Raw genomic sequence first — 20,660 nt, 5'->3', positions numbered from 1 at the left:
TTGCATTCCAAGTCTGAAATTGATCCATCTCTAATAACAAAAATCCCCGGGAGTCCGCTTATGTCGGTCGATCCGCAACACCTGCTTCGCGAGCTGTTTGCCACAGCCATCGACGCCGCCCACCCCCGGCATGTCCTTGAACCTTATCTGCCCGCTGACCGCACAGGCCGTGTGATCGTGATCGGCGCCGGCAAAGCCGCAGCCGCCATGGCACTCGTCGTCGAGAACGGCTGGCAAGGCGAAGTCACCGGCCTGGTGGTCACCCGCTACGGCCACGGCGCGCCGTGCAAAAAAATCGAAGTGGTCGAGGCCGCTCACCCGGTGCCGGATGCCGCCGGCCTGGCGGTGGCCACGCGTGTGCTGGAACTGATCAGCCACCTGGGCGAAGACGACCGGGTGATTTTCCTGCTGTCCGGCGGTGGCTCGGCCTTGCTGGCGCTGCCCGCCGAAGGCATCACCCTGGCCGACAAGCAAGCCATCAACAAAGCCCTGCTTAAATCCGGCGCGACCATTGGCGAGATGAATTGCGTGCGCAAACACCTCTCGGCCATCAAGGGCGGCCGATTGGCCAAAGCCGCATGGCCCGCGACGGTGCACACCTACGCAATTTCCGACGTGCCGGGCGACCAGGCCACCGTCATCGCCTCCGGCCCCACCGTCGGCGACCCGAGCACGTCGCAACAAGCCCTGGCAATTCTCAAGCGCTACGGGATCGACGCGCCCGCCTCAGTGCGCAGCTGGTTGCAGAGCCCAGCCTCGGAAACCGTCAAACCCGGCGACCCGGTGCTGGCCCGCAGTCACTTCCAGTTGATCGCCCGCCCGCAGCAATCCCTGGAAGCGGTGGCGGTGAAAGTACGCCAGGCCGGGTTCAGCCCGCTGATCCTCGGCGACCTCGAAGGCGAAGCGCGGGACGTGGCCAAGGTACACGCCGGCATTGCCCGGCAGATCGTGCTGCATGGCCAGCCATTGGCGGCGCCGTGCGTGATTCTGTCCGGCGGTGAAACCACCGTCACCGTGCGCGGCAACGGCCGTGGCGGGCGCAACGCCGAATTCCTGCTGAGCCTGACCGACAGCCTGAAAGGCCTGCCCGGCGTGTACGCCCTGGCCGGGGACACCGACGGCATTGACGGTTCGGAAGACAACGCCGGGGCGATCATGACCCCGACCAGCTACGCCCGCGCCGAGGCCTTGGGCTTGTCGGCCAGCGACGAGCTGGATAACAACAATGGCTACGGCTATTTCGCCGCGCTCGACGGTTTGATCGTTACCGAGCCGACCCGCACCAACGTCAATGACTTCCGCGCCATCCTGATTCTTGAGACTGCCCACCATGACGCCTGACAAGAAGGTCAAAATCCTCGCCACCCTCGGCCCCGCCACCGACGGCATCGATGACATCCGCGAACTGGTGCAAGCCGGGGTGAATATCTTCCGCCTCAACTTCAGCCACGGCGACCATGCCGATCACGCCCAGCGCTACCAGTGGATTCGCCAAGTGGAGCGCCAGCTGAATTACCCGCTGGGCATCCTGATGGACCTGCAAGGGCCGAAGCTGCGGGTCGGGCAGTTTGCCGAGGGCAAGGTGCAACTGGTGCGCGGCCAGGCCCTGCGCCTGGACCTGGACCCGACACCCGGCGATCAGTGCCGGGTCAACCTGCCGCACCCGGAAATCATCGCCGCGCTGGAGCCGGGCATGGACCTGCTGTTGGACGACGGCAAGTTGCGCCTGCGGGTCATCACCAAACACGCCGAGGCCATCGACACCACCGTGCTGAATGGCGGCGAATTGTCCGACCGCAAAGGCGTGAATGTCCCACAAGCCCTGTTGGAACTCAGCCCATTGACCGCCAAAGACCGCCGCGACCTGAGCTTCGGCCTGGAGCTGGGTGTGGACTGGGTGGCGCTGTCATTCGTACAACGCCCGGAAGATATCCGCGAGGCCCGCGAGCTGATCGGTGACAAGGCGTTTCTGATGGCCAAAATCGAAAAACCCTCAGCCGTGCAGCGCTTGCAGGAAATCGCCGAACTGAGCGATGCAATCATGGTGGCCAGAGGCGACCTGGGTGTTGAAGTGCCCGCCGAAAGCGTGCCGCAAATCCAGAAAGACATCATCAGCACCTGCCGCCAATTGGGCAAACCGGTGGTCGTGGCCACGCAGATGCTCGAATCCATGCGGTTTTCCCCGGCGCCGACCCGCGCCGAAGTGACGGATGTGGCCAATGCCGTGGCCGAAGGCGCGGACGCGGTGATGCTGTCGGCGGAAACCGCCTCGGGCGAATACCCGCTGGAAGCCGTGCAGATGATGAGCAAGATCATCCGCCAGGTGGAAAACGGCCCGGATTACCAGACGCAACTGGACGTGAGCCGGCCCAAGGCCGACGCCACGGTGTCGGACGCGATCAGCTGCGCGATCCGGCGTATCAGCAGCATCCTGCCGGTGGCGGTGCTGGTGAACTACAGCGAGTCCGGCAGCTCCAGCCTGCGCGCGGCGCGGGAGCGCCCGGTGGCCCCGATCCTCAACCTTACGCCGAACCTGTCCACCGCCCGGCGTTTGAGCCTGGCGTGGGGCGTGCATTCGGTGGTCAATGATCGGCTGCGCCAGGTGGATGAGGTGTGTTCCACCGCGCTGGAGATTGCCCAGGCCCAAGGGATGGCGCAGCGCGGGGATACGTTGGTGATTACTGCGGGGGTGCCGTTTGGGCAGCCGGGGTCGACCAACTCGCTACGGATAGAGACGTTGATCTAGCGCCTGTAAGGGCCCCTTCGCGAGCAAGCCCGCTCCCACATTTTGATCACTGTTCGACATGACAACTCGGTCGAATGTGGGAGCGGGCTTGCTCGCGAAGGGGGCAACTCGGTCCCTCAGACTCACTCACCATGCCCAACCAACCCTGCCCCGACTGGGCTGAAGCCCTGCTCAATGGCTTCAGCCAGATCTTCCTGCAGCGCCAGCCGCTGTGCGGCCTGCTGTGCCTGCTGGCCATCCTGATCGGCGCCCCGACCTTGCTCGGCGGGGCACTGTTGGGTGGCGTGGCCGGGTTGCTCACGGCCCAGCGCCGGGGCTATCCCAAGGCGGAACGTCAGGCCGGCCTTTATAGTTATAACGGTGTGCTGCTGGGCTTGTTGATCAGCCAGCATTTCGCTTGGTCGGCCTTATTGCCGCCGTTGATCCTGGCGTGCGGCGGCCTGAGTGCGATGCTCACGCGGCAATGGTTAAAACATGCCCGCCAGCCGGATGACTTGTCTGCGTACACCGCGCCCTTCGTCGGCCTGGGTTGGCTGCTGATCGGCAGCGCGCCTCAACCTACGTTCGCCCTGGTTGCGCCCGACGTTCTGTCTGTGGTCAGTGCGCCCTTTACCGGCCTTGCGCAAGTCATGCTGCTGGACCAACCACTGGCGGGAGTCTTGATTGCCGTCGGCCTGGTGTTGGCCAACCGTCGCGCCGCCCTGTGGGCCTTGATTGGCGCCACCGCCGGCGTGCTGGTCGCTTTACTGCTCGATGAACCCGCCAGCGCCCTCCTCGGCCTGCACAGCTACAACCCGGCCCTGGCAGCACTGGCCTTGAGCCAATCTCGCCGCCAGCCGTGGCTGCCACTGTTGGGTATCCTGCTGGCGATCATCCTCACGCCGGGGTTTGCCGCCTTGCACCTGCCTGCGCTGACTGCGCCGTTTATCCTCGCCTGCTGGCTGGTGCGCGCCACGCAGCGGATGTTCAAAGCCCGCGTGGACAGCCCGTTCGAATCCCCCTAGGCTTGCTCGATATTCGATTCAGGCGGGTTTTATGGACAGCAACAGCGACTGGCGTCAGCGCCTCTATGTCATGGTATTCCAGAGCGACACCGCAGCCGGGCGGCGCTTTGACGGCATCCTGCTACTGATCATTCTTGCCAGCATTGTGATCGTGATGCTCGACAGCATCGACGAAATCCACCAGAACTATGCCGATGTGCTGGCCTACATCGAATGGGGCTTCACCGTTATCTTCGCCATTGAGTACGGCTTGCGGCTGTACTGCTCGCCCAAACCGTTGCGCTATGCCTTCAGCTTTTATGGCCTGGTGGACTTGCTGGCCATCGTGCCGGGCATCCTCGCGCTGTATTACAGCGACGCCCAATACCTGCTGATCATCCGCATCATTCGGATGCTGCGGATTTTCCGCGTGCTCAAGCTCAGCCCCTACCTCAAGCAAGCCAACTACCTGATGGCGGCGCTGCGCGGCAGCAAACAGAAGATCGTGGTGTTCCTGGTCAGCGTGTGCACCCTGGTGACGGTATTCGGCACCCTGATGTATGTGATTGAAGGCCCGGAACACGGGTTCACCAGCATTCCCAAGGGCATCTATTGGGCGATCGTGACCCTCACTACCGTAGGCTTTGGCGACATCGTGCCGAAGACCCCGCTGGGCCAGGTGATTTCGTCGCTGGTGATGATCACCGGTTACTCGATCATCGCCGTGCCCACCGGGATTTTCACCGCCGAGCTGGCCAGTGCAATGCGCGGTGAACAACTGCAACACGCCTGCCCGGTGTGCAAGAAAGACAGCCACGAACCCAACGCGGCGTTTTGCTCGCGCTGCGGCAGTAACCTGTTTCATAAAGTGGAATAAGCAAAGTTCGTTTTAATCTTTAAACGTCTATGCAAGCCCGGCTATAGTCGCTGGCAAATTGCCCTCACTCAATCAACAACCTTCTCGAACAACAAGGAATGAGCAGTGAAAAAACTTGTTAGCGCGTCTCTCCTGGCCGCCGGCCTAGCCCTGGCGGGCGCCGTTCAGGCCGCCCCCGTCACACTGCTCAACGTCTCGTATGACGTAATGCGCGATTTCTACAAGGACTACAACGCCGCCTTCCAGAAACACTGGGAAGCCGAGCACCCCAACGACAAACTGACCCTGCAAATGTCCTTCGGCGGCTCCAGCAAACAGGCCCGTTCCGTGATCGATGGCCTGCCGGCTGACGTCATCACCATGAACATGGCCACCGACATCAACGCCCTGGCGGACAACGGCAAACTGGTGCCGGACAACTGGGTGACCCGCCTGCCGAACAACAGCGCGCCGTTCACCTCGGCCACGGTGTTCATCGTGCGTAAAGGCAACCCGAAAGCCCTGAAAGACTGGCCGGATTTGCTCAAGGATGGTGTGCAAGTCATCGTGCCTAACCCGAAGACCTCCGGTAATGGGCGCTACACCTACCTGTCGGCCTGGGGTTATGTGCTGAAGAACGGCGGCGACGAGGAAAAGGCCAAGAAGTTTGTCGGCGACCTGTTCAAACACGCGCCCGTGCTGGACACCGGTGGCCGTGCGGCGACCACCACGTTCATGACCAACCAGATCGGCGACGTGCTGGTGACGTTTGAAAACGAAGCCGAAATGATCGCCCGTGAATTCGGCCGTGATCAGTTCGAAGTGATCTACCCAAGCGTTTCCGCTGAAGCTGAGCCGCCGGTGTCGATCGTCGACAAAGTGGTCGAGAAGAAAGGCACCAAAGTGGCTGCCGAGGAATACCTGAAATACCTGTGGTCGCCGGAAGGCCAGGAAATTGCTGCCAACAACTACCTGCGTCCACGTGACCCGGCAGTGCTGGCCAAGTACACCGACCGTTTCCCTAAAGTCGACTTCCTGTCGGTCGAGAAGACCTTCGGGGACTGGCGCACCGTGCAGAAAACCCACTTCAATGACGGTGGGGTCTTTGACCAGATCTATTCCGGTCAGTGATAACTGAACAAACACGGTAAAAAAAGTGCGGGCGGGCTTGCTCGCGAAAGCGGGGGTTCAGTCGATTGATTCGGTGACTGACACTCCGCCTTTGCGAGCAAACCCGCTCCCACATTGGGCGCTCTGCCCGCCAGTTACATCGGCGGCGTCACGCCATCCTTGCCGGCAGAAATCGCCTGAGCGGTGATCGTTCCGTCCGCGCCTTGGGCCGCAAACAGCACCACCTTCACGCCCGGTTTGAGCAAGCTGCGATCCCCCGGTTCCAGGTTGACGATCGGCACATCATCCGGCACCACAATCTTCTGCTCGCCGCCTTTGTACTTCACCGTCAGGGTGCGCCCGTGGCTGACCACCAGGTCACCGACGGTGCCGTTGGTCATGCTGCTGCCCTCTTTCAAATCAAACGCACGATGCCCGTCGCCCGTGCCGGCCATGGCCGGTGGAAACACGTGCACTTCCAACGCCGTGAGAGTGCCGTCGGCGTTGGGCATGGCAGCGGAACCGATGTAGCTGCCAGGCTTGATCTCATCGATCTTGGCCAGGGTGACGGCGCGTACCTGGGTGGCGTTGGTCAAGTGCACGGTGACGTCCTCACCGCTGCTGACCTTGACCTGCATCGCGTCGCCGTCCATCGCGGTGATGGCGCCGCGCACACCCACACGCGGGGCTTCAGCGGCATTGGCCAAGCCAATCGCCATGGCCGCGGCGAGGGTTGAAGCCATGAGCATCTTGTTCAACGTGATCTTCATGAACGTGGATTTCCTGTTTCGGCAGTTGTGGCTGAATGTATCATTGCCGTTCGACACGAAAGTTAACGTTTCAGTCATTAATTTCCAGCATGAGTGATATCACTGCGAGCGCTCTACTCCGGCCGCGGCGATGCCTTTACTCTCGCATGCCTTCTTCCTACGCTTTAACGAGAACTCCATGAACGCTACCCCACACGCTGCGAGCACCATGACCCGAGGCATGGTGATGTTGTTTGCGTTCTGTTGCGGCGCCATTGTGGCCAACATCTACTATGCCCAGCCGATCATCGAGTTGATTGCGCCGGACATCGGCCTGACCCCGGCGATGGCCAGCCTGATTGTATCGCTGACACAAATCGGCTACGCGCTTGGCCTGTTCTTCCTGGTGCCGCTGGGCGACCTGCTGGAAAACCGCAAACTGATGATTGCCACCACCGTGGTGGCCATCGCCAGCCTGTTGGGCGCAGCGTTTACCGAGCAACCGAATCTGTTCCTGCTCGTATCGCTGCTGATCGGTTTCAGTTCCGTCTCGGTGCAAATTCTGATCCCGCTGGCCGCGCACCTGGCACCTGCCGAATCCCGTGGCCGGGTGGTCGGCAGCATCATGGGCGGGCTGCTGCTCGGTATCCTGCTGGCACGGCCGGTGTCCAGCGTCGTGGCCGACCATTTCGGCTGGCGTGCGATGTTCATGGCCGCCGCCGCGTTGATGGCGTTTATCAGCGTGGTGCTGTTGCTGACCATTCCCAAACGGCAACCCGACCACAGCGCCAGCTACGGCCAACTGCTGCGCTCGCTCGGCACCCTGCTGCGCCAGCAACCGGTATTGCGCCAACGGGCGTTTTACCAAGGCTGCATGTTCGCCACGTTCAGCCTGTTCTGGACGGCTGCCCCGCTGGAACTGGCGCGCAATCACGGCCTGAGCCAAAGCGAGATCGCACTGTTTGCCCTCGTTGGCGCCCTGGGCGCTATTGCCGCCCCCATCGCCGGGCGCCTCGCCGACGCCGGTCACACGCACCGCGCCTCGCTGCTGGCCATGCTGTTCGCCGCGTTGAGCTTCCTGCCGGCGTTTGTGCACCCGTTGTACAGCGTGATCGGCCTGGCAGTGACCGGTGTAGTCCTGGACTTCTGCGTGCAGATGAACATGGTCCTCGGCCAGCGCGCCATCTACGCCCTTGACGCCAACAGCCGCAGCCGCCTGAACGCGCTGTACATGACCAGCATTTTCATCGGCGGCGCCTTCGGCTCGGCGATTGCCAGCAGCGTGTATGAACACGGCGGCTGGCTGGGCGTGATGCTGGTGGGCAGTGCGTTCCCGCTGGTGGCGTTGTTGCGGTTCCTGAGTGCATCGCGGCAAGGGGCGGTGGCCACCGCCTAATCCAGCTACAACCGCACCAACTTCTCCAAAGCCGCATCCGCCAGAAATGACGAGCGGCTTTTTACTTTGTGCTCGCGCACATAGCGGTCGATACGCTGGATCACGTAGCCGGGCAAGGTCACGTTGACCTTCTCGGTCTTGCCCAGATACGGCGAAATGTCGAGTTCCAACATCCCCCAGCCCATGCCGGCGTATTCCTCATTGTCATGATGGGCGACCACCGACGTTGGCATCGGAATCACCCGGCCTTCTGCGGCGATCTCCTGCAACAGGATGTGCGCGACTTCAACCGCCGCGTTGTAGGCCTCTTCAAAACTGTCCCCGGCGGTCACGGCACCTGGAATATCGGGGATCTGAATACCGGTGGCGACAAAGTCATCGCCCCATTCGATACAGATTGGGTATTGCATGGAAAATCTCCTTAAACCGTCCTAAAACGAAAACAGCCCGGCACGTTTCCTGATACTTCGCACGGTGCCCGGGGCAGATCCTTCCTGGGATGGGGCACCAGTATCGTGTACGGGTTATAGCGATGGGTAAAAAGCTGATGGCTGCCCGTCACCCGATCCAGCACCCAACCTGCCTCTTGCAGCTCTTTGATCAATAGCCTGCTTTGCACCACAGCCTCCTTGCTCCGGCCTAAATAAAAGCAACTCCAGAGTTATCTTTACTCAAGCACAGAATTCGTCAGGCTGACTGACGGCTGTTTTACCGGATGCTGGAAAACCCATGAATGTACCCCCTGATGAACCGCCGCCCCGGGACTTGTGGGCCGTGTTGTCCCCAGGCCGGAGGGTCAGGGCCTGGCCGCGGTGCGCAATAACTGCAACAACAGTGAGAGTGTCTTCGTGATCATCTCGCCTAACGCGGCCAGTGTGCCCGTCGTCGAATCTACAGGCGGCGACGCCGCCGTCGCCCCCTGGATTGCTCCTGATGTTGACGGTGCCATCAGCGCCACCGGCCTGTTCCTTGAAGGTGATATTGGCGACGTCCTGCCAGGACTGCACGGCCTGGCGCACGCGGTGTTGCTGCTGGGCGGTGAAACGCTTGTCTACGGTGTAGGTCAGGTCAACTTTCTGGTCATCGTTGCGGTCCCGAAACACCATGTTTTCCCGGGTGATGTGTTTGGCCGCCTGGTCCGTCGTATACGAAGGTTTGTTATTGGCACCCACCCCGAACGGCCCAGGGTCAGACACCGGCAAGTTGTGGGGCGACAATTCAATGGCCCCAGGATAAGAACTTCTCATAAAACAGCACACTCCTTTTAACTAATAGCTAAACACCCCACTATCTCTGAATACCGTAAATCAGGAAAACTTATACCCATAACATCAGTTTAACTTTATGCAATCCATCTCGCAGTAAAACTGCCTTTACCTGAAAGATAAAAACACCAAGGCGCGGACGTCTGCAGAGCGGATGCATAGTGCAATCAACCTTTAGACTGTACGCGCCTCAGCAAACAGTTTTATACCGGACGTTGCCGCTCAACAACCGGACCCACCAAATCCGAAGGCCTTACCCATCGGGCACTTTTAATAAGGAAGTTCGATTCACAACGCCCGGTGAGGTCTACCCCCACAAAGTAGCGGCCACTCTGAGGATTAAACTTCACCACCGTATCGCCAATACGCCCCGTGTAGTCGTCAACCAATTGCAAGGGCGTATTGATCTCCTTCATCATTTGCGTCAGATCAATCTTGTCTCTGCCACTGACAAAATCCATGATCAGGTCCGCGTTGTAATAGGGAGAATCACTGGCTTTTTCATAGCGGAATGTATTTGTACCGCCCACTCCCCAAAGGACGTCGCCGCCCGTACCGCCGGTCAACACATTGTCGACGTTGTTGCCAATCAACACGTCGTGGCCTGCGCCGCCTGCGGCATTCTCCACTGTCACACCTTTACCTATCGAGACGTTATTACGCAGGCCGCCCACGCTGGAAGCCGCGCCATCACGCAGATCAATCGTCTGGTTTTGGCTGAACCCGGAAAAGTCCAGGGTATCGTTTCCGCGTCGGTCCTGTACGGTGAACCTTGGCGCACCACTAAGAGAGTGCAGGCTCATGGATCGGTTGCCGGTATTGGAGTTAAAACCGTAGACCGTATCCGAAACACCCGGCTCGGGTTCCGGCCGGCCAATCACGGCGCTCGCACTTTTATCGGCATAACGATTGCCCGGCGTTGCCGGCACTGCCGGGTTTGGTACATAAAAATTAAAAACGGAAGAGGCATTTATCACGTAACAACATCCTTTACAAGACCAAATAACGGGCCTTTCCATACACGGCCCACAAGCCCCGGAAATCCTATTTACCGGGACCAATAAGCTGCCATATGAAAGTACAACTCACCAACCCCGATATTATTTCCGAAGAAGTACTTAAACAATAACAGTCACACAATCAACACGGTATCCGACACTGGTTGTATTAACTGCCCTTTCGGAGCCCAAGAAAGCGCCGCGTATGCTCCGGGCGGTCAAAGATACGTATCAGGCTTCAGTGCCAGGCCTATAACATCCTCCGGGCTTATTATCCGTGTACTTTTAATCAGAAACTCCGTTTTGCCTCCACCGGTCAAATCGACTGCCAGCAAGTAACGCCCGGTTACCGTATTGAACTTTATGATCGTATCGCCCGCCTTGCCGGTGTACTTGTCCACAAAGTTCAAATCGACACCCGCACTCTTGCTCATCTGCGACAAATCGATTTTGTCCTTGCCAGTGGTGAAATCCATCAACAGGTCCGCACGCTCGCGGGTCGAGTCGGAGGCTGCGTTATATTTGAAGGTGTTCCAGCCGCCGCCACCGGTCAGGTTATCGGCTCCCGCGCCGCCAATCAGGATGTTGTCTGCCTCATTGCCACTCATCCTGTCGTCGCCACCGCCACCAATGGCATTCTCGATGACGGTTTTTTCGGTGATAAACACATTATCTTTCAACCCACCCACACTGGAATGGGTTCCCCCGTTCAAGCTGATGACCTGACTCTGGGTGAAGCCGGAAAAATCAAAGGTATCGTTACCGCTCTTGTCATGGACGGTGAAGTCCGGCTTGTCGGCGGCGGACGTCAGGGTCATATGAGGCTTGCCCGTGTTGGAGTTGAAGCCGTAGATCGTATCGTCCTTCTCTTCTCGTCTTGGATCTGGCTTTGGATCCGGCTTCGGATCCGGCTTCGGATCCGGCTTCGGGTCTGGCTTCGGATCCGGCTTTGGATCCGGCTTCGGATCCGGCTTCGGGTCTGGCTTCGGATCCGGCTTCGGATCCGGCTTCGGGTCTGGCTTCGGATCCGGCTTCGGATCTGGCTTCGGATCTGGCTTCGGATCCGGCTTCGGATCCGGCTTCGGATCCGGCTTCGGATCCGGCTTTGGATCCGGCTTTGGATCCACCCCGTCACTAACCAGGACATCACCGGCCTTGATCTCACCGATACTTTTCACCAACAGATCAACCTTGCCATCGCCCTTGAGATCAATGGCCAGACTGGCTGTGTCGAACTGCGAGTCGTAGTTCAAAACGGCTTGACCCGCCTTGCCCGTCAACACACTGACGAAATCCAGTTTACGGATGCCGGCAGCACTCATGAGTTTTGACACATCAATCTTGTCGGTGCCGCTGATGAAATCCATCAGCAGGTCAGGCGCCTCAGGCGTTGAATCACTGAACTGTTCATAAACAAACGTGTCAGCGCCACCGCCGCCCCACAACTTGTCCGAACCGCCCCCACCTTTGAGTCGGTTACTCACGTGATTTCCGATCAACAGATCATTGCCCGCACCACCAATGGCATTTTCAATGATGCTGGAAGCGTCGATCGAGACGTTAGCTTTCGTGCCACCCACGTCAGAAGCCGATCCGGAATGAAGGTCGATGATCTGGTTCTGGTTGAACCCCGAGAAGTCGAGCGTATCGATACCCTCGGCGTCCTTTACCGTAAAACGGGGTTTATCACTGGAGGAGGTGAGGCTAGTGGCGGGATCACCGCTATTGGAGTTGAAACCGTAAGTGGTGTCCGTGTTGCGAGGTTTTGGGTCGGGCTTCGGATCCGGTTTGGGGTCAGGATTGGGATCATCCGGCTTGCCCCCTTGTTCAAGGACATCCCCACGCTTGATCTCTCCTTTGCTTTTTACATAGAGATCCGCCTTGCCATTTCCCGAAAAGTCGATGGCCAGGCTTCCCTCTCCGGTGTTGTGGTCGAAGCTCAAGACCGCATCGCCTGGCCGCCCCGTCAAGGCACCGAAGGTAAGCGCCTTGATACCGGCAGACTTAAGCGCGCCAGAGACGTCAATCTTGTCGGAACCGCTGGTAAAGTCCTTGATCAGATCAGGGCTCTCGGGCGTGGAGTCACTCGCCCGATCGTAAATGAAGGTGTCCCCGCCACCACCGCCCAGCAGCTCATCTGCCCCTCCACCGCCCTTCAGGCGATTGGCAACCTGGTTGCCCACCAAGGTGTCTTTACCCGAACCACCAATGGCGTTCTCTACCACCACGCCCTTCGCAACCGAAACGTTTCCCTTGAGCCCGCCGATGTCGGAGAACGCCTCAGCATTGAGGTTGATCGTCTGATTCTGTGCAAACCCCGAGAAATCCAGCGTATCGATGCCACCGCCATCCCACACCGAAAAAATCGGTTTCTCGGTGCCGTCTTTCAGGCTGTAAAAGTCTCGATCGGTGTTGGAATTAAAACCGTAGGTGGTGTTGGTATTCCGGGTTTTAGTATTCACGCCATAAACACGCTGAATCGCCGCGATATCATCAATCATCGGAGCGGCAGGCATCCGCGAGTTGAAATCATGCCCCGGCTGATTACGCTCAGACCAGTAACTCATGACACTGCGGGCCCTGGTATCTTCCGCGTAATCGGCGTTACTGTCATAGCTGCCCCCGCCATTGTAGCCACCGGGGTGCTCAAGACCGATGGCATGTCCCAGCTCATGCACAGTCGTCAACAGAAAGTAACTGCCCAGCGGTGGAGTACCGTCAGCATTCGCCGTACCAATATTGGCCGAAACATTGTAGAAATGTTTATTCGGAAGTAACGCCCACCCACCACCATAATCAGGAATATCTTTAATGGTTATTGAACCATCCGCACCCGCGGCACCTTCCTTGAAAGTGATATTGGCCAAGTCCGCCCATGACTGTAATGCTAATAGGGCACGCTCTTTTTGTTGCGGAGTAAACCCACCGGCAAAGTTGTAAGAGATGATTGTTTTTTTATCGTCATTTCGATCGTGAAACTTGTAACCCCCTCGGGTGATGTGCGCGGCCGCTTGATCCGTCGTGAAGGATGGTTTTTTCGCCGACGCACGGGAAACCGTATGATCTGGCTTATCAGGAAAGACGGCCAGCGATTCAATATCGGAGTTTCGTGTGTAACAGGTGAAGGATGGAGCAACTAAAGAATTCATAAACCAAATAGGCCTCTCACTACTAAAAGTAACCAACTCACAAAATGCGAGTCATAACCTCGACGACTTAGCCGTCAAAGCCCGGTTAAGTTTCCATAGAGAAAGGCAATATTCCAACCACCACTTTATTTCAAAACAGCCACACTAAAAACCATGTATCAAGTTACCTGGCAACGCCATCAACCTTTACAAACTCGCCCCAAAGACAACTCACCACGCCCGCCCAACCAATTGTTTTATATATGGAAATTTAATGAAAATCAAAAGACGCCAGACAACTGGAACCGTTCAACAAAGCAAAAAGTTACACTCACACTAATCACCACTCACAAATCCCACCCAAACACTTAGCCCCCCTCGCAAACGCTGCAAAGTACTTCATTAGAACTTAATACATTCTTACTCTTAACTAAACGCTCGTCCTACGGCTTTCATGCCGGAATCTTCAAACAGGCCAACCCGAGCCCACTACAACACCCGCCCATCCCAGCCTACGGTGACGTTGCGCGGCAACTCGCGCCGATGCTGCAACAACCACGCATCCAGCGTATGCCCCACATGAGTCAGCACGCCCCATTCGGCGCCGACCTCCTCAATGCACTGCAACGCCAGCGTCAAATCATTGTGGTTACGCGGTGCCTGCGGCTGCGGCGGCATGGAGCAGTCGAGCACCAGCACATCCAGCGGCTCGCGTTGCAGCCAGTCGCGGGTGGCGGGTGGCAGGCCAACAGTGTCGGTGAGGTAGGCGATGCGCCGCCCCTCGCCTTCCAGCAGGTAACCCAAGGTGGGTTTGGAATGCAGCAGCGGTAACGCCGTGACGCTCAGCTCGCCAAAGCGGCGGGTTTCAAACTCGGCAAACGGCTGGCTGAAATCGAGGACGCCGGGGTGCTTGTACAGGTCGGACAAACCTTCCGCGTCCACCGGACCATGCACCGGAATCACCAGCCCCTGGCCCCAGCGCAAATGCAGCAGGCCCTGGGCGTGATCGGCATGATAGTGCGTCTGGAAAATCCCGTTGAAGCTGCGCGGCGGGAAGCGTTCGGTGAGGTCGGACAACCCGCTGTCGATCAACCAGCGCTGGTCGCCGCACTCGATCAATGCGCTGCATGGGCGGCGTCGCAGGCTTTCGTCGCTGCGGGCCAGACCACAGGCGGCGCACTCGCAGCCGTACACCGGGACTTGCCGCGCGTCTCCGGTGCCCAGCAGTGTCAGGCGCATGCCGGTTGCCCGTCGAGGCAGCCCAGCAAGCGCTCGACCGTGTGTTCCAGTTGGCCGGAATTGTCGAGCAGGAACACGTCTGCTGCCGTGCTCAAGCTGTCGGCGAATCGGGCATTGCGCGCCAGCCGCAGATCAATGTCCGCCAGGGATTCACGGCCCCGCGCCAGCAAGCGCTGGCGCAACACCGCCTGGTCCACCGTCAGCAACACCACCAGCAGGTTCGGGTAACGCAGCCGGGTTTGCGCCAGATGGCTACGGGAGCCGTTGACCAGCACGTCGTGCCCCGCCGCCAGCCATTCATCGATCTCCCGGGGGATGCCATAGGACAACCCGTTGGCGTGCCAGCTGAGGGCAAACGCGCCCTCGGCCTCCATCGCGGCAAACTGCGCCGGGCTCACACCCTGCGCGGCCTCGCCCACCGCTTCCGCCGAGCGGGTGATGACCCGCCGCACAATGCGGCAGCCCCGCTCGGCCAAACGCGGTCGTGCGGCATCCAGCAGGCTGTCCTTGCCCGAACCCGATGGTCCGATGAGATAGATCAACCTGCCCGCCATCAAAACACCCTCTTCGCTTGTCGCCAGACTTGTTGGACCACTGGCAGTCCGTCGCGGCTTTTTTTCGCTTGCACCAGATCGGCCCGCAGGCCCACTGCGATTTCGCCGCGATCACTCAGGCCCGCAGCATGTGCCGGCGCCAGGCTGATCATCTTCACCGCCCGGGAAAGATCGCCGCCGTCCTGCTGATCGGCCAGCACGAACGCCGCCTGCAGCAGGCTGGCCGGGTAGTAGTCACTGGAAAGTATATCCAGCAATCCCTCGGCAGCCAGGCCGGCGGCGGCCACATTACCCGAGTGGGACCCGCCGCGCACCACGTTCGGCGCGCCCATCAGTACTTTCATGTTCAGTTCCTGGCAGCCCCGCGCCGCTTCCAGGGTGGTGGGGAATTCGGCGATGGTCATGCCGTAGCCCGCCGACTCCTCGACATGTGCCAGGGTTGCATCGTCATGGCTGGCCACCGACAGCCCGCGCGTCAGGCAATGCTCGACGATCGCGGCGCGGTAGCGGTCGCTGTATTCCTTCGAGTTGGCCATTTGCAGCTTGATGAACGCATCCATGGTCTCGTCGTTCAGGTGGTACTTGCCCATGTAGTACTCACGGTACTTGGATTCGAGCACGAACTGGCGCTGGCCCGGCGAGTGGTCCATCACCGACACCAGGCGCACCAGCGGGTTTTCCACCAGGTCGCGAAACACGCTCAACGTGTCCGGGTGGCACAGCTCGCAGCGCAGGTGCAGGTGGTGTTCGGCACGGGTCAGGCCGGCGCTTTCGGCAGCGGCAATGGCGTTGAGCATCGCCGGCAGTTTCTGCATGCGGTTGCCCTTGGGGTTCACATCGCCGATGGACACCGCGTCGAACACCGTGGTGATGCCGGCCGCGATGATCTGCGCGTCATGGCTGAGCACCGCCGAGGTGGACGGCCAGTCCACGCCGGGGCGCGGGGTCATGTGTTTTTCCAGGTTGTCGGTGTGCAATTCCACGAGGCCCGGCAGCAGGCAATCACCGTCCAGGTCCTGGGCCTGGGGCAACTGGCTGCGGCCTTCGGCGATGTCGACGATCAGCCCGTCACGCAGCACCACCGAGCCAAGAAATACACGGTCAGCGGTGACGACCTGGGCATTACTGAGGATCTGTTCAGCGGGCATGGGCGTATTCCTCTTGGGCAACAGGCGCGGGGGTCATGTCGAAATGGCGGTCGGCGACCGCTTCACGGGCGGCGCGGTCGTGGAAGATGCCGATCAAGGCGGCACCGGCTGCCTTGGCTTCGTTCATCAGTTCCAGCACCACCTGGCGATTGCTGTCGTCGAGTGACGCGGTGGGTTCGTCCAGCAGCATCACTGGCCAGGCCACCATGAAGCCGCGGGCGATGTTGACCCGCTGTTGTTCGCCACCGGAAAAGGTGCCGGGCGCCAGCTGCCACAGGCGCTGGGGAATGTTCAGGCGGCTGAGCAAAAGTTCGGCACGGGAGCGCGCCAGGTCCCGGGACCAGCCGCGGGCCAGGGCCGGCTCCATCACCACGTCCAGGCAGGCCACACGCGGGATCACCCGCAGAAACTGGCTGACATAGCCAAGGGTCTGCTGGCGCACTTGCAACACCTCACGGGGCTCGGCACCCACCAGCTCCAGCCATTCGCCGAGGTGCTGCACGCGGATGCTGCCACCCGCCGGCAGATAGTTGCCGTACAAGGTGCGCAGCAAGGTGCTTTTACCGGCGCCGGACTGGCCGTGCAGCACCAGGCACTCGCCGCCTTTCACGCTGAACTCCACCCCGCGCAGCACGTTCAGCACCACGCCGTGTTGCTGGTGCAAGGTGAAGGTTTTCGAGAGGTCACGGACCTCGATCAAGGCATTCATCATGGCTGCAATACCGAAGACACCAGCAGTTGAGAGTAAGGGTGCTGTGGATCGTCGAGGATCTGGTCCGTCAGCCCGGTTTCCACCACCCGCGAACGGCGCATCACCATCAGGCGGTCGGCCAGCAAGCGTGCTACGGCGAGGTCGTGGGTCACGATCACCACGGCCAGGTCCAGCTCGCGCACTAGGCCACGCAACAGGTCGAGCAAGCGCGCTTGCACCGACACGTCCAGGCCGCCGGTGGGTTCGTCCATGAAGACAAGACGCGGGCTGGAGACGAGGTTGCGGGCGATTTGCAGGCGCTGTTGCATGCCGCCGGAGAAGGTCCGGGGCAAGTCGTCGATGCGTTGCGGGTCGATTTCCACCTGGCTCAGCCAGTCCAGACCCGCGCCGCGCAGCTGCTGATAATTACGCACGCCCTGGGCCATCAGGCGCTCGCCAATGTTGGCGCCGGCCGAGACGCCCATGCGCAAGCCGTCCCGTGGGTTCTGCTCGACAAAGCCCCATTCGGTGCGCAGCAAGGTGCGGCGCTCGGCTTCGCTGGCGCTGTACAGGTCCAGCCATTCGCCGTCCTTGCCGCGATAGCCAATGTTGCCGGCCTGGGGCGGCAGGCGACCGCTGAGCAGCGAGAGCAAGGTGGATTTGCCCGAGCCCGACTCGCCGACAATCCCCAGCACTTCGCCGGGATACAGGTCGAAGCTCACGCCCTGGCAGCCCTTTTCCGGGCCGTACAGCAGCGACAGGTCACGCACTTGCAACAACGGCTCGACGGGCACGCTCAGCGGTGGTTGTTTCATCAAGGCCTGGATCATTGGTTGCTCTCCTTCACCCGTTGGGCGCAGTACCAGGTGTCGGAACACACAAAACTCTGGGTGCCGGCGTCATCCAGAATCAGCTCGTCGAGGAACGAATCGTGACTGCCGCAGATGGCGCAGTTGTGTTCCCACTTCTGCACTTCGAAGGGGTGGTCTTCAAAGTCCAGGCTGTTGACCTGGGTGTACGGCGGCACCGCGTACAGGCGCTTTTCGCGACCGGCACCGAACAGCATCAGCGCCGGGCTCATGTCGAGTTTCGGGTTGTCGAATTTCGGGATCGGCGAGGGGTCCATCACGTAGCGCTCGTCCACCATTACTGGGTAGGCGTAGCTGGTGGCGATATGGCCGAAGGTGGCGATGTCTTCGTAGAGCTTTACGTGCATTACCCCGTAGTCATTGAGGGCGTGCATGGTGCGGGTCTCGGTTTCCGACGGCTCGATAAAGCGCAGCGGCTCCGGGATAGGCACCTGGTAAACCATGATCTGGTCGGCCTGCAACGGAGTTTCCGGGATGCGGTGGCGGGTCTGGATCACCGTGGCGTCCGGGGTGCTTTCGGTGGTGGCAACCCCCGCCGTGCGCGCGAAAAAGCGGCGGATCGACACGGCGTTAGTGGTGTCGTCGGCGCCCTGGTCGATCACCTTGAGCACGTCGTCGCCCCCCAGAATTGCGGCGGTCAATTGCATGCCGCCGGTGCCCCAGCCGTAAGGCAGCGGCATCTCGCGGCCACCGAACGGCACCTGGTAACCGGGGATCGCCACGGCCTTGAGCAAGGCGCGGCGGATCATGCGTTTGGTCTGCTCATCCAGGTAGGCGAAGTTGTACGCCGGGTCACGCGCAGGCGTTTGAGTCAGGTCATTCATGGCGGGTGCCCTCGGCCGGTTGGCGCAGTTTGCGGATCAGTTCCAGCTCGGACTGGAAGTCCACGTAGTGAGGCAATTTGAGGTGGGACACAAAGCCCGCCGCCTCGACGTTGTCGCAGTGGGACAGTACGAATTCTTCCTGCTGGGCCGGCGAGACGATCTCTTCGTTGAACTCGCTGGCCCGCAGCGAGCGGTCCACCAGGGCCATGCCCATGGCCTTGCGCTCGGCATGCCCGAACGCCAGACCGTAGCCGCGGGTGAACTGCGCCAGCTCGGTGGCCGAGCCGACGAACTGGTTGACCATCTCGCACTCGGTGACTTCGATGCTGCCCAGGCAGACCGGGAAACCCAGTTCTTGCGGGTCGATCCACACCTCTACGTCGCCAATGCGAATCTCACCGGCGAATGGGTGGTTGCGGCCGTACCCGCGCTGGGTGGAGTAACCCAGCGCGAGCAGGAAACCCTCATCGCCACGGGCCAGGGCTTGCAGGCGCTGGGCACGGTTGGCCGGGTATTCCAGGGGGTCGCGGGTGATGTCGGCGACGCTGCCGGTGTCGTCGGATTCGTTCTTGATCAGGCCTTCCTTGGCCAGCAAGCCCAGCACCCGCGGGCACGCTTCCAGAGTCGCATCCGGTGCGGTTTGCGGGCCAGGGTATTCACCTTCGGCCAGCAGCGCAAAATCCAGCAGGCGATGGGTGTAGTCGAAGGTCGGGCCCAGCAGTTGGCCGCCCGGCACGTCCTTGAACGTGGCCGACAAACGTCGGCTCAACGACATCTGCGCGGTGTCGATCGGCAGGCTCGGGCTGAAGCGCGGCAACGTGGTGCGGTAGGCCCGCAGCAGGAAGATCGCTTCCACCAGATCCCCCGCCGCTTGCTTGATCGCCAGTGCGGCAAGCTCCGTGTCGTACAACGAGCCTTCGCTCATCACCCGGGCGACCGCCAGCGGCAGTTGCTCGCGGATCTGCTCCACGCTCAGTTCAGGAATGGATGTATCGCCCCGGCGTTTTTTCGCCAGCAGGCGGTGGGCATTGTCGATGGCCTGTTCGCCACCCTTGACGGCTACGTACATCAGGCACGCTCCTGTGCAATTCGGGTACTGCGTGGCAGGCCGATCAGGTGATGGCCGGCGGCGAACAACACGTCCAGGCCACGTGGAAAGGTTTCGCGGCGTTGGCGTTCCAGCCAGAAGGCTTGAGGCACCGGCAGGTTGACCTGACGCTGGGTCTTGATCCCCGGGCCTTGCCAGTTCAAGGCGCGACCGGCTTCCAGGTCGGTCAACTGGACCAGCAAGGTGCAGGACTGATCGGGGTAGCGGTCGTTGCCGTGGTCGAAGCCGCCGAGGTCGAGCAAGTCCTGTTCACCGAGCAAGGCGAACGCGGCCTCTTCCCGGCGTGTGGTCAGCGGGCAGCCGCAATGGAAGGCCAGGTTGGCGCGAATCAGCGGCGTGTCGAAGCTCGGTGCCAGCCACAGCGGCGTGTCCGTATCCAGCAGTGCCAGGCACAGCGCGTAGGTGCCCGGCGCCAGGCCTTCAAGGCTTGGCGCCGCGGGCAAGGACTGGATCAAACCGGGCTCGGCGAGGGCCTTGAGGGCGCCGCGAAAACCGCGCTGGGCATCCAGCACCGGGTCTACGAACGCCGGTTGCAAGAGTTGGGCATTCATCAGTTTTCTCCTCGAACCAGGGTGAAGAACTCGACCTTGGTGGCGGCGGTGTCGGCCTCTTTTTGCGCCCGGCGTTCGGCCTGGGCGTTGGCCAGCGAGCGGATCAAATCGCTGAGCCAGATGCTCGGGTGCGCGCCCTGCAAATGCGCATCCGCCAGGGCCGCCAGCTCGGCGTGGACCTTGTCGCGCCCGGCCAGGTAGCTGTAGCCGGTGCGGCCGTCGGCCAGGCGCACCACGCAGCGGGTGACGCTCATTTCGCCGACGTTGAACGGCGCACCATTGCCGCCCATGCGGCCGCGCACCAGGGTCATGCCGATTTCCGGGGCGCGGATCAGTTGGTAATCCACGTCGCGCAGGGCGTCTTCATGGGGCAGCAATTCACTGCGAAAGGCGCGGGCGAGCACGCCGATCCAGTGTTGACGCGGGGACAGGTTCATCGGGGTCT

20 protein-coding genes and 1 pseudogene are annotated in these 20,660 nt (G+C 60.7%); 6 read left to right on the top strand and 15 right to left on the bottom strand.

The genetic code is table 11. The features are described from left to right. Positions 1-60: 60 nt before the first annotated feature. The 5 genes from A7D21_RS17955 to A7D21_RS17935 all read left to right on the top strand — a co-directional run bounded on the left by A7D21_RS17955 (position 61) and on the right by A7D21_RS17935 (position 5,716). The gene (locus A7D21_RS17955) at positions 61-1,341 is read left to right on the top strand and encodes a glycerate kinase (RefSeq protein WP_069552280.1); all 1,281 of its coding nucleotides are present in this window, start codon (positions 61-63) and stop codon (positions 1,339-1,341) included. Further along, entirely contained in the window at positions 1,331-2,746 is a 1,416-nt protein-coding gene (gene pyk / locus A7D21_RS17950) for a pyruvate kinase (RefSeq protein ID WP_069552279.1), read from the top strand. Before A7D21_RS17955 ends, pyk begins: the two co-directional genes overlap by 11 nt. 131 nt (positions 2,747-2,877) lie before the next feature. Then, on the top strand, positions 2,878-3,750 hold the full coding sequence (locus A7D21_RS17945) for an urea transporter (protein WP_069552278.1): 873 nt from the start codon (positions 2,878-2,880) through the stop codon (positions 3,748-3,750). A 31-nt stretch (positions 3,751-3,781) separates the two neighbouring features. Then, positions 3,782-4,606 (top strand): ion transporter, encoded by an 825-nt coding sequence (locus A7D21_RS17940; protein WP_053255212.1) that lies wholly within the window; start codon positions 3,782-3,784, stop codon positions 4,604-4,606. Between the two features lie 105 nt (positions 4,607-4,711). Continuing rightward, positions 4,712-5,716, top strand: coding sequence for a sulfate ABC transporter substrate-binding protein (locus tag A7D21_RS17935; protein WP_053255211.1), 1,005 nt, complete (start codon positions 4,712-4,714; stop codon positions 5,714-5,716). A 134-nt stretch (positions 5,717-5,850) separates the two neighbouring features. On the opposite strand, the gene A7D21_RS17930 is transcribed toward A7D21_RS17935, so the two are convergent. Beyond that, positions 5,851-6,465: a DUF5666 domain-containing protein gene (locus A7D21_RS17930; RefSeq protein ID WP_053255210.1), complete on the bottom strand. Its 615-nt coding sequence runs from the start codon at positions 6,463-6,465 to the stop codon at positions 5,851-5,853. 178 nt (positions 6,466-6,643) lie between these two features. Here A7D21_RS17930 and A7D21_RS17925 point away from each other — a divergent pair, with 178 nt between their 5' ends. After that, positions 6,644-7,840 (top strand): MFS transporter, encoded by a 1,197-nt coding sequence (locus A7D21_RS17925; RefSeq protein WP_069552277.1) that lies wholly within the window; start codon positions 6,644-6,646, stop codon positions 7,838-7,840. A 5-nt stretch (positions 7,841-7,845) separates the two neighbouring features. Here the strand turns inward: A7D21_RS17925 and A7D21_RS17920 are convergent, their stop codons facing one another. The 14 genes and pseudogenes from A7D21_RS17920 to phnG all read right to left on the bottom strand — a co-directional run bounded on the left by A7D21_RS17920 (position 7,846) and on the right by phnG (position 20,652). Beyond that, the gene (locus A7D21_RS17920; protein ID WP_069552276.1) at positions 7,846-8,250 is read right to left on the bottom strand and encodes a type II toxin-antitoxin system HicB family antitoxin; all 405 of its coding nucleotides are present in this window, start codon (positions 8,248-8,250) and stop codon (positions 7,846-7,848) included. A gap of 21 nt (positions 8,251-8,271) precedes the next feature. Continuing rightward, positions 8,272-8,459 (bottom strand): annotated as a pseudogene (locus tag A7D21_RS34460) (type II toxin-antitoxin system HicA family toxin). A 52-nt stretch (positions 8,460-8,511) separates the two neighbouring features. Beyond that, positions 8,512-9,087 (bottom strand): hypothetical protein, encoded by a 576-nt coding sequence (locus tag A7D21_RS36265; protein ID WP_053255208.1) that lies wholly within the window; start codon positions 9,085-9,087, stop codon positions 8,512-8,514. A 221-nt stretch (positions 9,088-9,308) separates the two neighbouring features. Then, positions 9,309-10,082: a M10 family metallopeptidase C-terminal domain-containing protein gene (locus tag A7D21_RS17910; RefSeq protein WP_171902619.1), complete on the bottom strand. Its 774-nt coding sequence runs from the start codon at positions 10,080-10,082 to the stop codon at positions 9,309-9,311. Between the two features lie 239 nt (positions 10,083-10,321). Then, entirely contained in the window at positions 10,322-13,252 is a 2,931-nt protein-coding gene (locus A7D21_RS35390) for a M10 family metallopeptidase C-terminal domain-containing protein (RefSeq protein ID WP_141718234.1), read from the bottom strand. A 468-nt stretch (positions 13,253-13,720) separates the two neighbouring features. Further along, positions 13,721-14,470, bottom strand: a complete 750-nt coding sequence (gene phnP, locus A7D21_RS17900; RefSeq protein WP_069552273.1) for a phosphonate metabolism protein PhnP — start codon at positions 14,468-14,470, stop codon at positions 13,721-13,723. Next, positions 14,461-15,024 (bottom strand): phosphonate metabolism protein/1,5-bisphosphokinase (PRPP-forming) PhnN, encoded by a 564-nt coding sequence (gene phnN, locus A7D21_RS17895; protein ID WP_053255204.1) that lies wholly within the window; start codon positions 15,022-15,024, stop codon positions 14,461-14,463. Before phnN ends, phnP begins: the two co-directional genes overlap by 10 nt. Then, a complete protein-coding gene (locus A7D21_RS17890) occupies positions 15,024-16,172 on the bottom strand; it encodes an alpha-D-ribose 1-methylphosphonate 5-triphosphate diphosphatase (RefSeq protein WP_053255203.1) in 1,149 nt (382 codons plus the stop codon). The genes phnN and A7D21_RS17890 overlap by 1 nt, the downstream gene beginning before the upstream one ends. Further along, a complete protein-coding gene (gene phnL / locus A7D21_RS17885; RefSeq protein WP_053255202.1) occupies positions 16,162-16,881 on the bottom strand; it encodes a phosphonate C-P lyase system protein PhnL in 720 nt (239 codons plus the stop codon). The genes A7D21_RS17890 and phnL overlap by 11 nt, the downstream gene beginning before the upstream one ends. Next, positions 16,881-17,693 carry a phosphonate C-P lyase system protein PhnK gene (gene phnK / locus A7D21_RS17880; protein ID WP_053255201.1) on the bottom strand — a complete coding sequence of 271 codons (813 nt, stop codon included), beginning with the start codon at positions 17,691-17,693 and terminating at the stop codon, positions 16,881-16,883. The genes phnL and phnK overlap by 1 nt, the downstream gene beginning before the upstream one ends. Next, complete coding sequence (locus A7D21_RS17875) at positions 17,690-18,556, bottom strand: alpha-D-ribose 1-methylphosphonate 5-phosphate C-P-lyase PhnJ (protein WP_069552272.1); 867 nt, start codon at positions 18,554-18,556, stop codon at positions 17,690-17,692. The genes phnK and A7D21_RS17875 overlap by 4 nt, the downstream gene beginning before the upstream one ends. Beyond that, positions 18,549-19,625: a carbon-phosphorus lyase complex subunit PhnI gene (locus A7D21_RS17870; RefSeq protein ID WP_069552271.1), complete on the bottom strand. Its 1,077-nt coding sequence runs from the start codon at positions 19,623-19,625 to the stop codon at positions 18,549-18,551. The genes A7D21_RS17875 and A7D21_RS17870 overlap by 8 nt, the downstream gene beginning before the upstream one ends. After that, positions 19,625-20,215, bottom strand: a complete 591-nt coding sequence (gene phnH / locus A7D21_RS17865) for a phosphonate C-P lyase system protein PhnH (RefSeq protein ID WP_053255198.1) — start codon at positions 20,213-20,215, stop codon at positions 19,625-19,627. Before phnH ends, A7D21_RS17870 begins: the two co-directional genes overlap by 1 nt. Then, on the bottom strand, positions 20,215-20,652 hold the full coding sequence (phnG, locus tag A7D21_RS17860) for a phosphonate C-P lyase system protein PhnG (RefSeq protein WP_053255197.1): 438 nt from the start codon (positions 20,650-20,652) through the stop codon (positions 20,215-20,217). The genes phnH and phnG overlap by 1 nt, the downstream gene beginning before the upstream one ends. Positions 20,653-20,660: the final 8 nt, after the last annotated feature.

Source organism: Pseudomonas sp. AP19, from assembly GCF_001728855.1.
Classification (GTDB): Bacteria; Pseudomonadota; Gammaproteobacteria; order Pseudomonadales; family Pseudomonadaceae; genus Aquipseudomonas; species Aquipseudomonas fluorescens.
This window is presented reverse-complemented; position numbering and strand designations above follow the sequence as displayed.

What these genes read in the sequence shown, in the direction of transcription:
- A7D21_RS17955 (WP_069552280.1), top strand. Translation starts at nt 61, where the DNA reads ATGTCGGTCGATCCGCAACACCTGCTTCGCGAGCTGTTTGCCACAGCC.
- pyk (WP_069552279.1), top strand. Translation starts at nt 1,331, where the DNA reads ATGACGCCTGACAAGAAGGTCAAAATCCTCGCCACCCTCGGCCCCGCC.
- A7D21_RS17945 (WP_069552278.1), top strand. Translation starts at nt 2,878, where the DNA reads ATGCCCAACCAACCCTGCCCCGACTGGGCTGAAGCCCTGCTCAATGGC.
- A7D21_RS17940 (WP_053255212.1), top strand. Translation starts at nt 3,782, where the DNA reads ATGGACAGCAACAGCGACTGGCGTCAGCGCCTCTATGTCATGGTATTC.
- A7D21_RS17930 (WP_053255210.1), bottom strand. Translation starts at nt 6,465, where the DNA reads ATGAAGATCACGTTGAACAAGATGCTCATGGCTTCAACCCTCGCCGCG.
- A7D21_RS17925 (WP_069552277.1), top strand. Translation starts at nt 6,644, where the DNA reads ATGAACGCTACCCCACACGCTGCGAGCACCATGACCCGAGGCATGGTG.
- A7D21_RS17920 (WP_069552276.1), bottom strand. Translation starts at nt 8,250, where the DNA reads ATGCAATACCCAATCTGTATCGAATGGGGCGATGACTTTGTCGCCACC.
- A7D21_RS36265 (WP_053255208.1), bottom strand. Translation starts at nt 9,087, where the DNA reads ATGAGAAGTTCTTATCCTGGGGCCATTGAATTGTCGCCCCACAACTTG.
- A7D21_RS35390 (WP_141718234.1), bottom strand. Translation starts at nt 13,252, where the DNA reads ATGAATTCTTTAGTTGCTCCATCCTTCACCTGTTACACACGAAACTCC.
- phnP (WP_069552273.1), bottom strand. Translation starts at nt 14,470, where the DNA reads ATGCGCCTGACACTGCTGGGCACCGGAGACGCGCGGCAAGTCCCGGTG.
- phnN (WP_053255204.1), bottom strand. Translation starts at nt 15,024, where the DNA reads ATGGCGGGCAGGTTGATCTATCTCATCGGACCATCGGGTTCGGGCAAG.
- A7D21_RS17890 (WP_053255203.1), bottom strand. Translation starts at nt 16,172, where the DNA reads ATGCCCGCTGAACAGATCCTCAGTAATGCCCAGGTCGTCACCGCTGAC.
- phnL (WP_053255202.1), bottom strand. Translation starts at nt 16,881, where the DNA reads ATGAATGCCTTGATCGAGGTCCGTGACCTCTCGAAAACCTTCACCTTG.
- phnK (WP_053255201.1), bottom strand. Translation starts at nt 17,693, where the DNA reads ATGATCCAGGCCTTGATGAAACAACCACCGCTGAGCGTGCCCGTCGAG.
- A7D21_RS17875 (WP_069552272.1), bottom strand. Translation starts at nt 18,556, where the DNA reads ATGAATGACCTGACTCAAACGCCTGCGCGTGACCCGGCGTACAACTTC.
- A7D21_RS17870 (WP_069552271.1), bottom strand. Translation starts at nt 19,625, where the DNA reads ATGTACGTAGCCGTCAAGGGTGGCGAACAGGCCATCGACAATGCCCAC.
- phnH (WP_053255198.1), bottom strand. Translation starts at nt 20,215, where the DNA reads ATGAATGCCCAACTCTTGCAACCGGCGTTCGTAGACCCGGTGCTGGAT.
- phnG (WP_053255197.1), bottom strand. Translation starts at nt 20,652, where the DNA reads ATGAACCTGTCCCCGCGTCAACACTGGATCGGCGTGCTCGCCCGCGCC.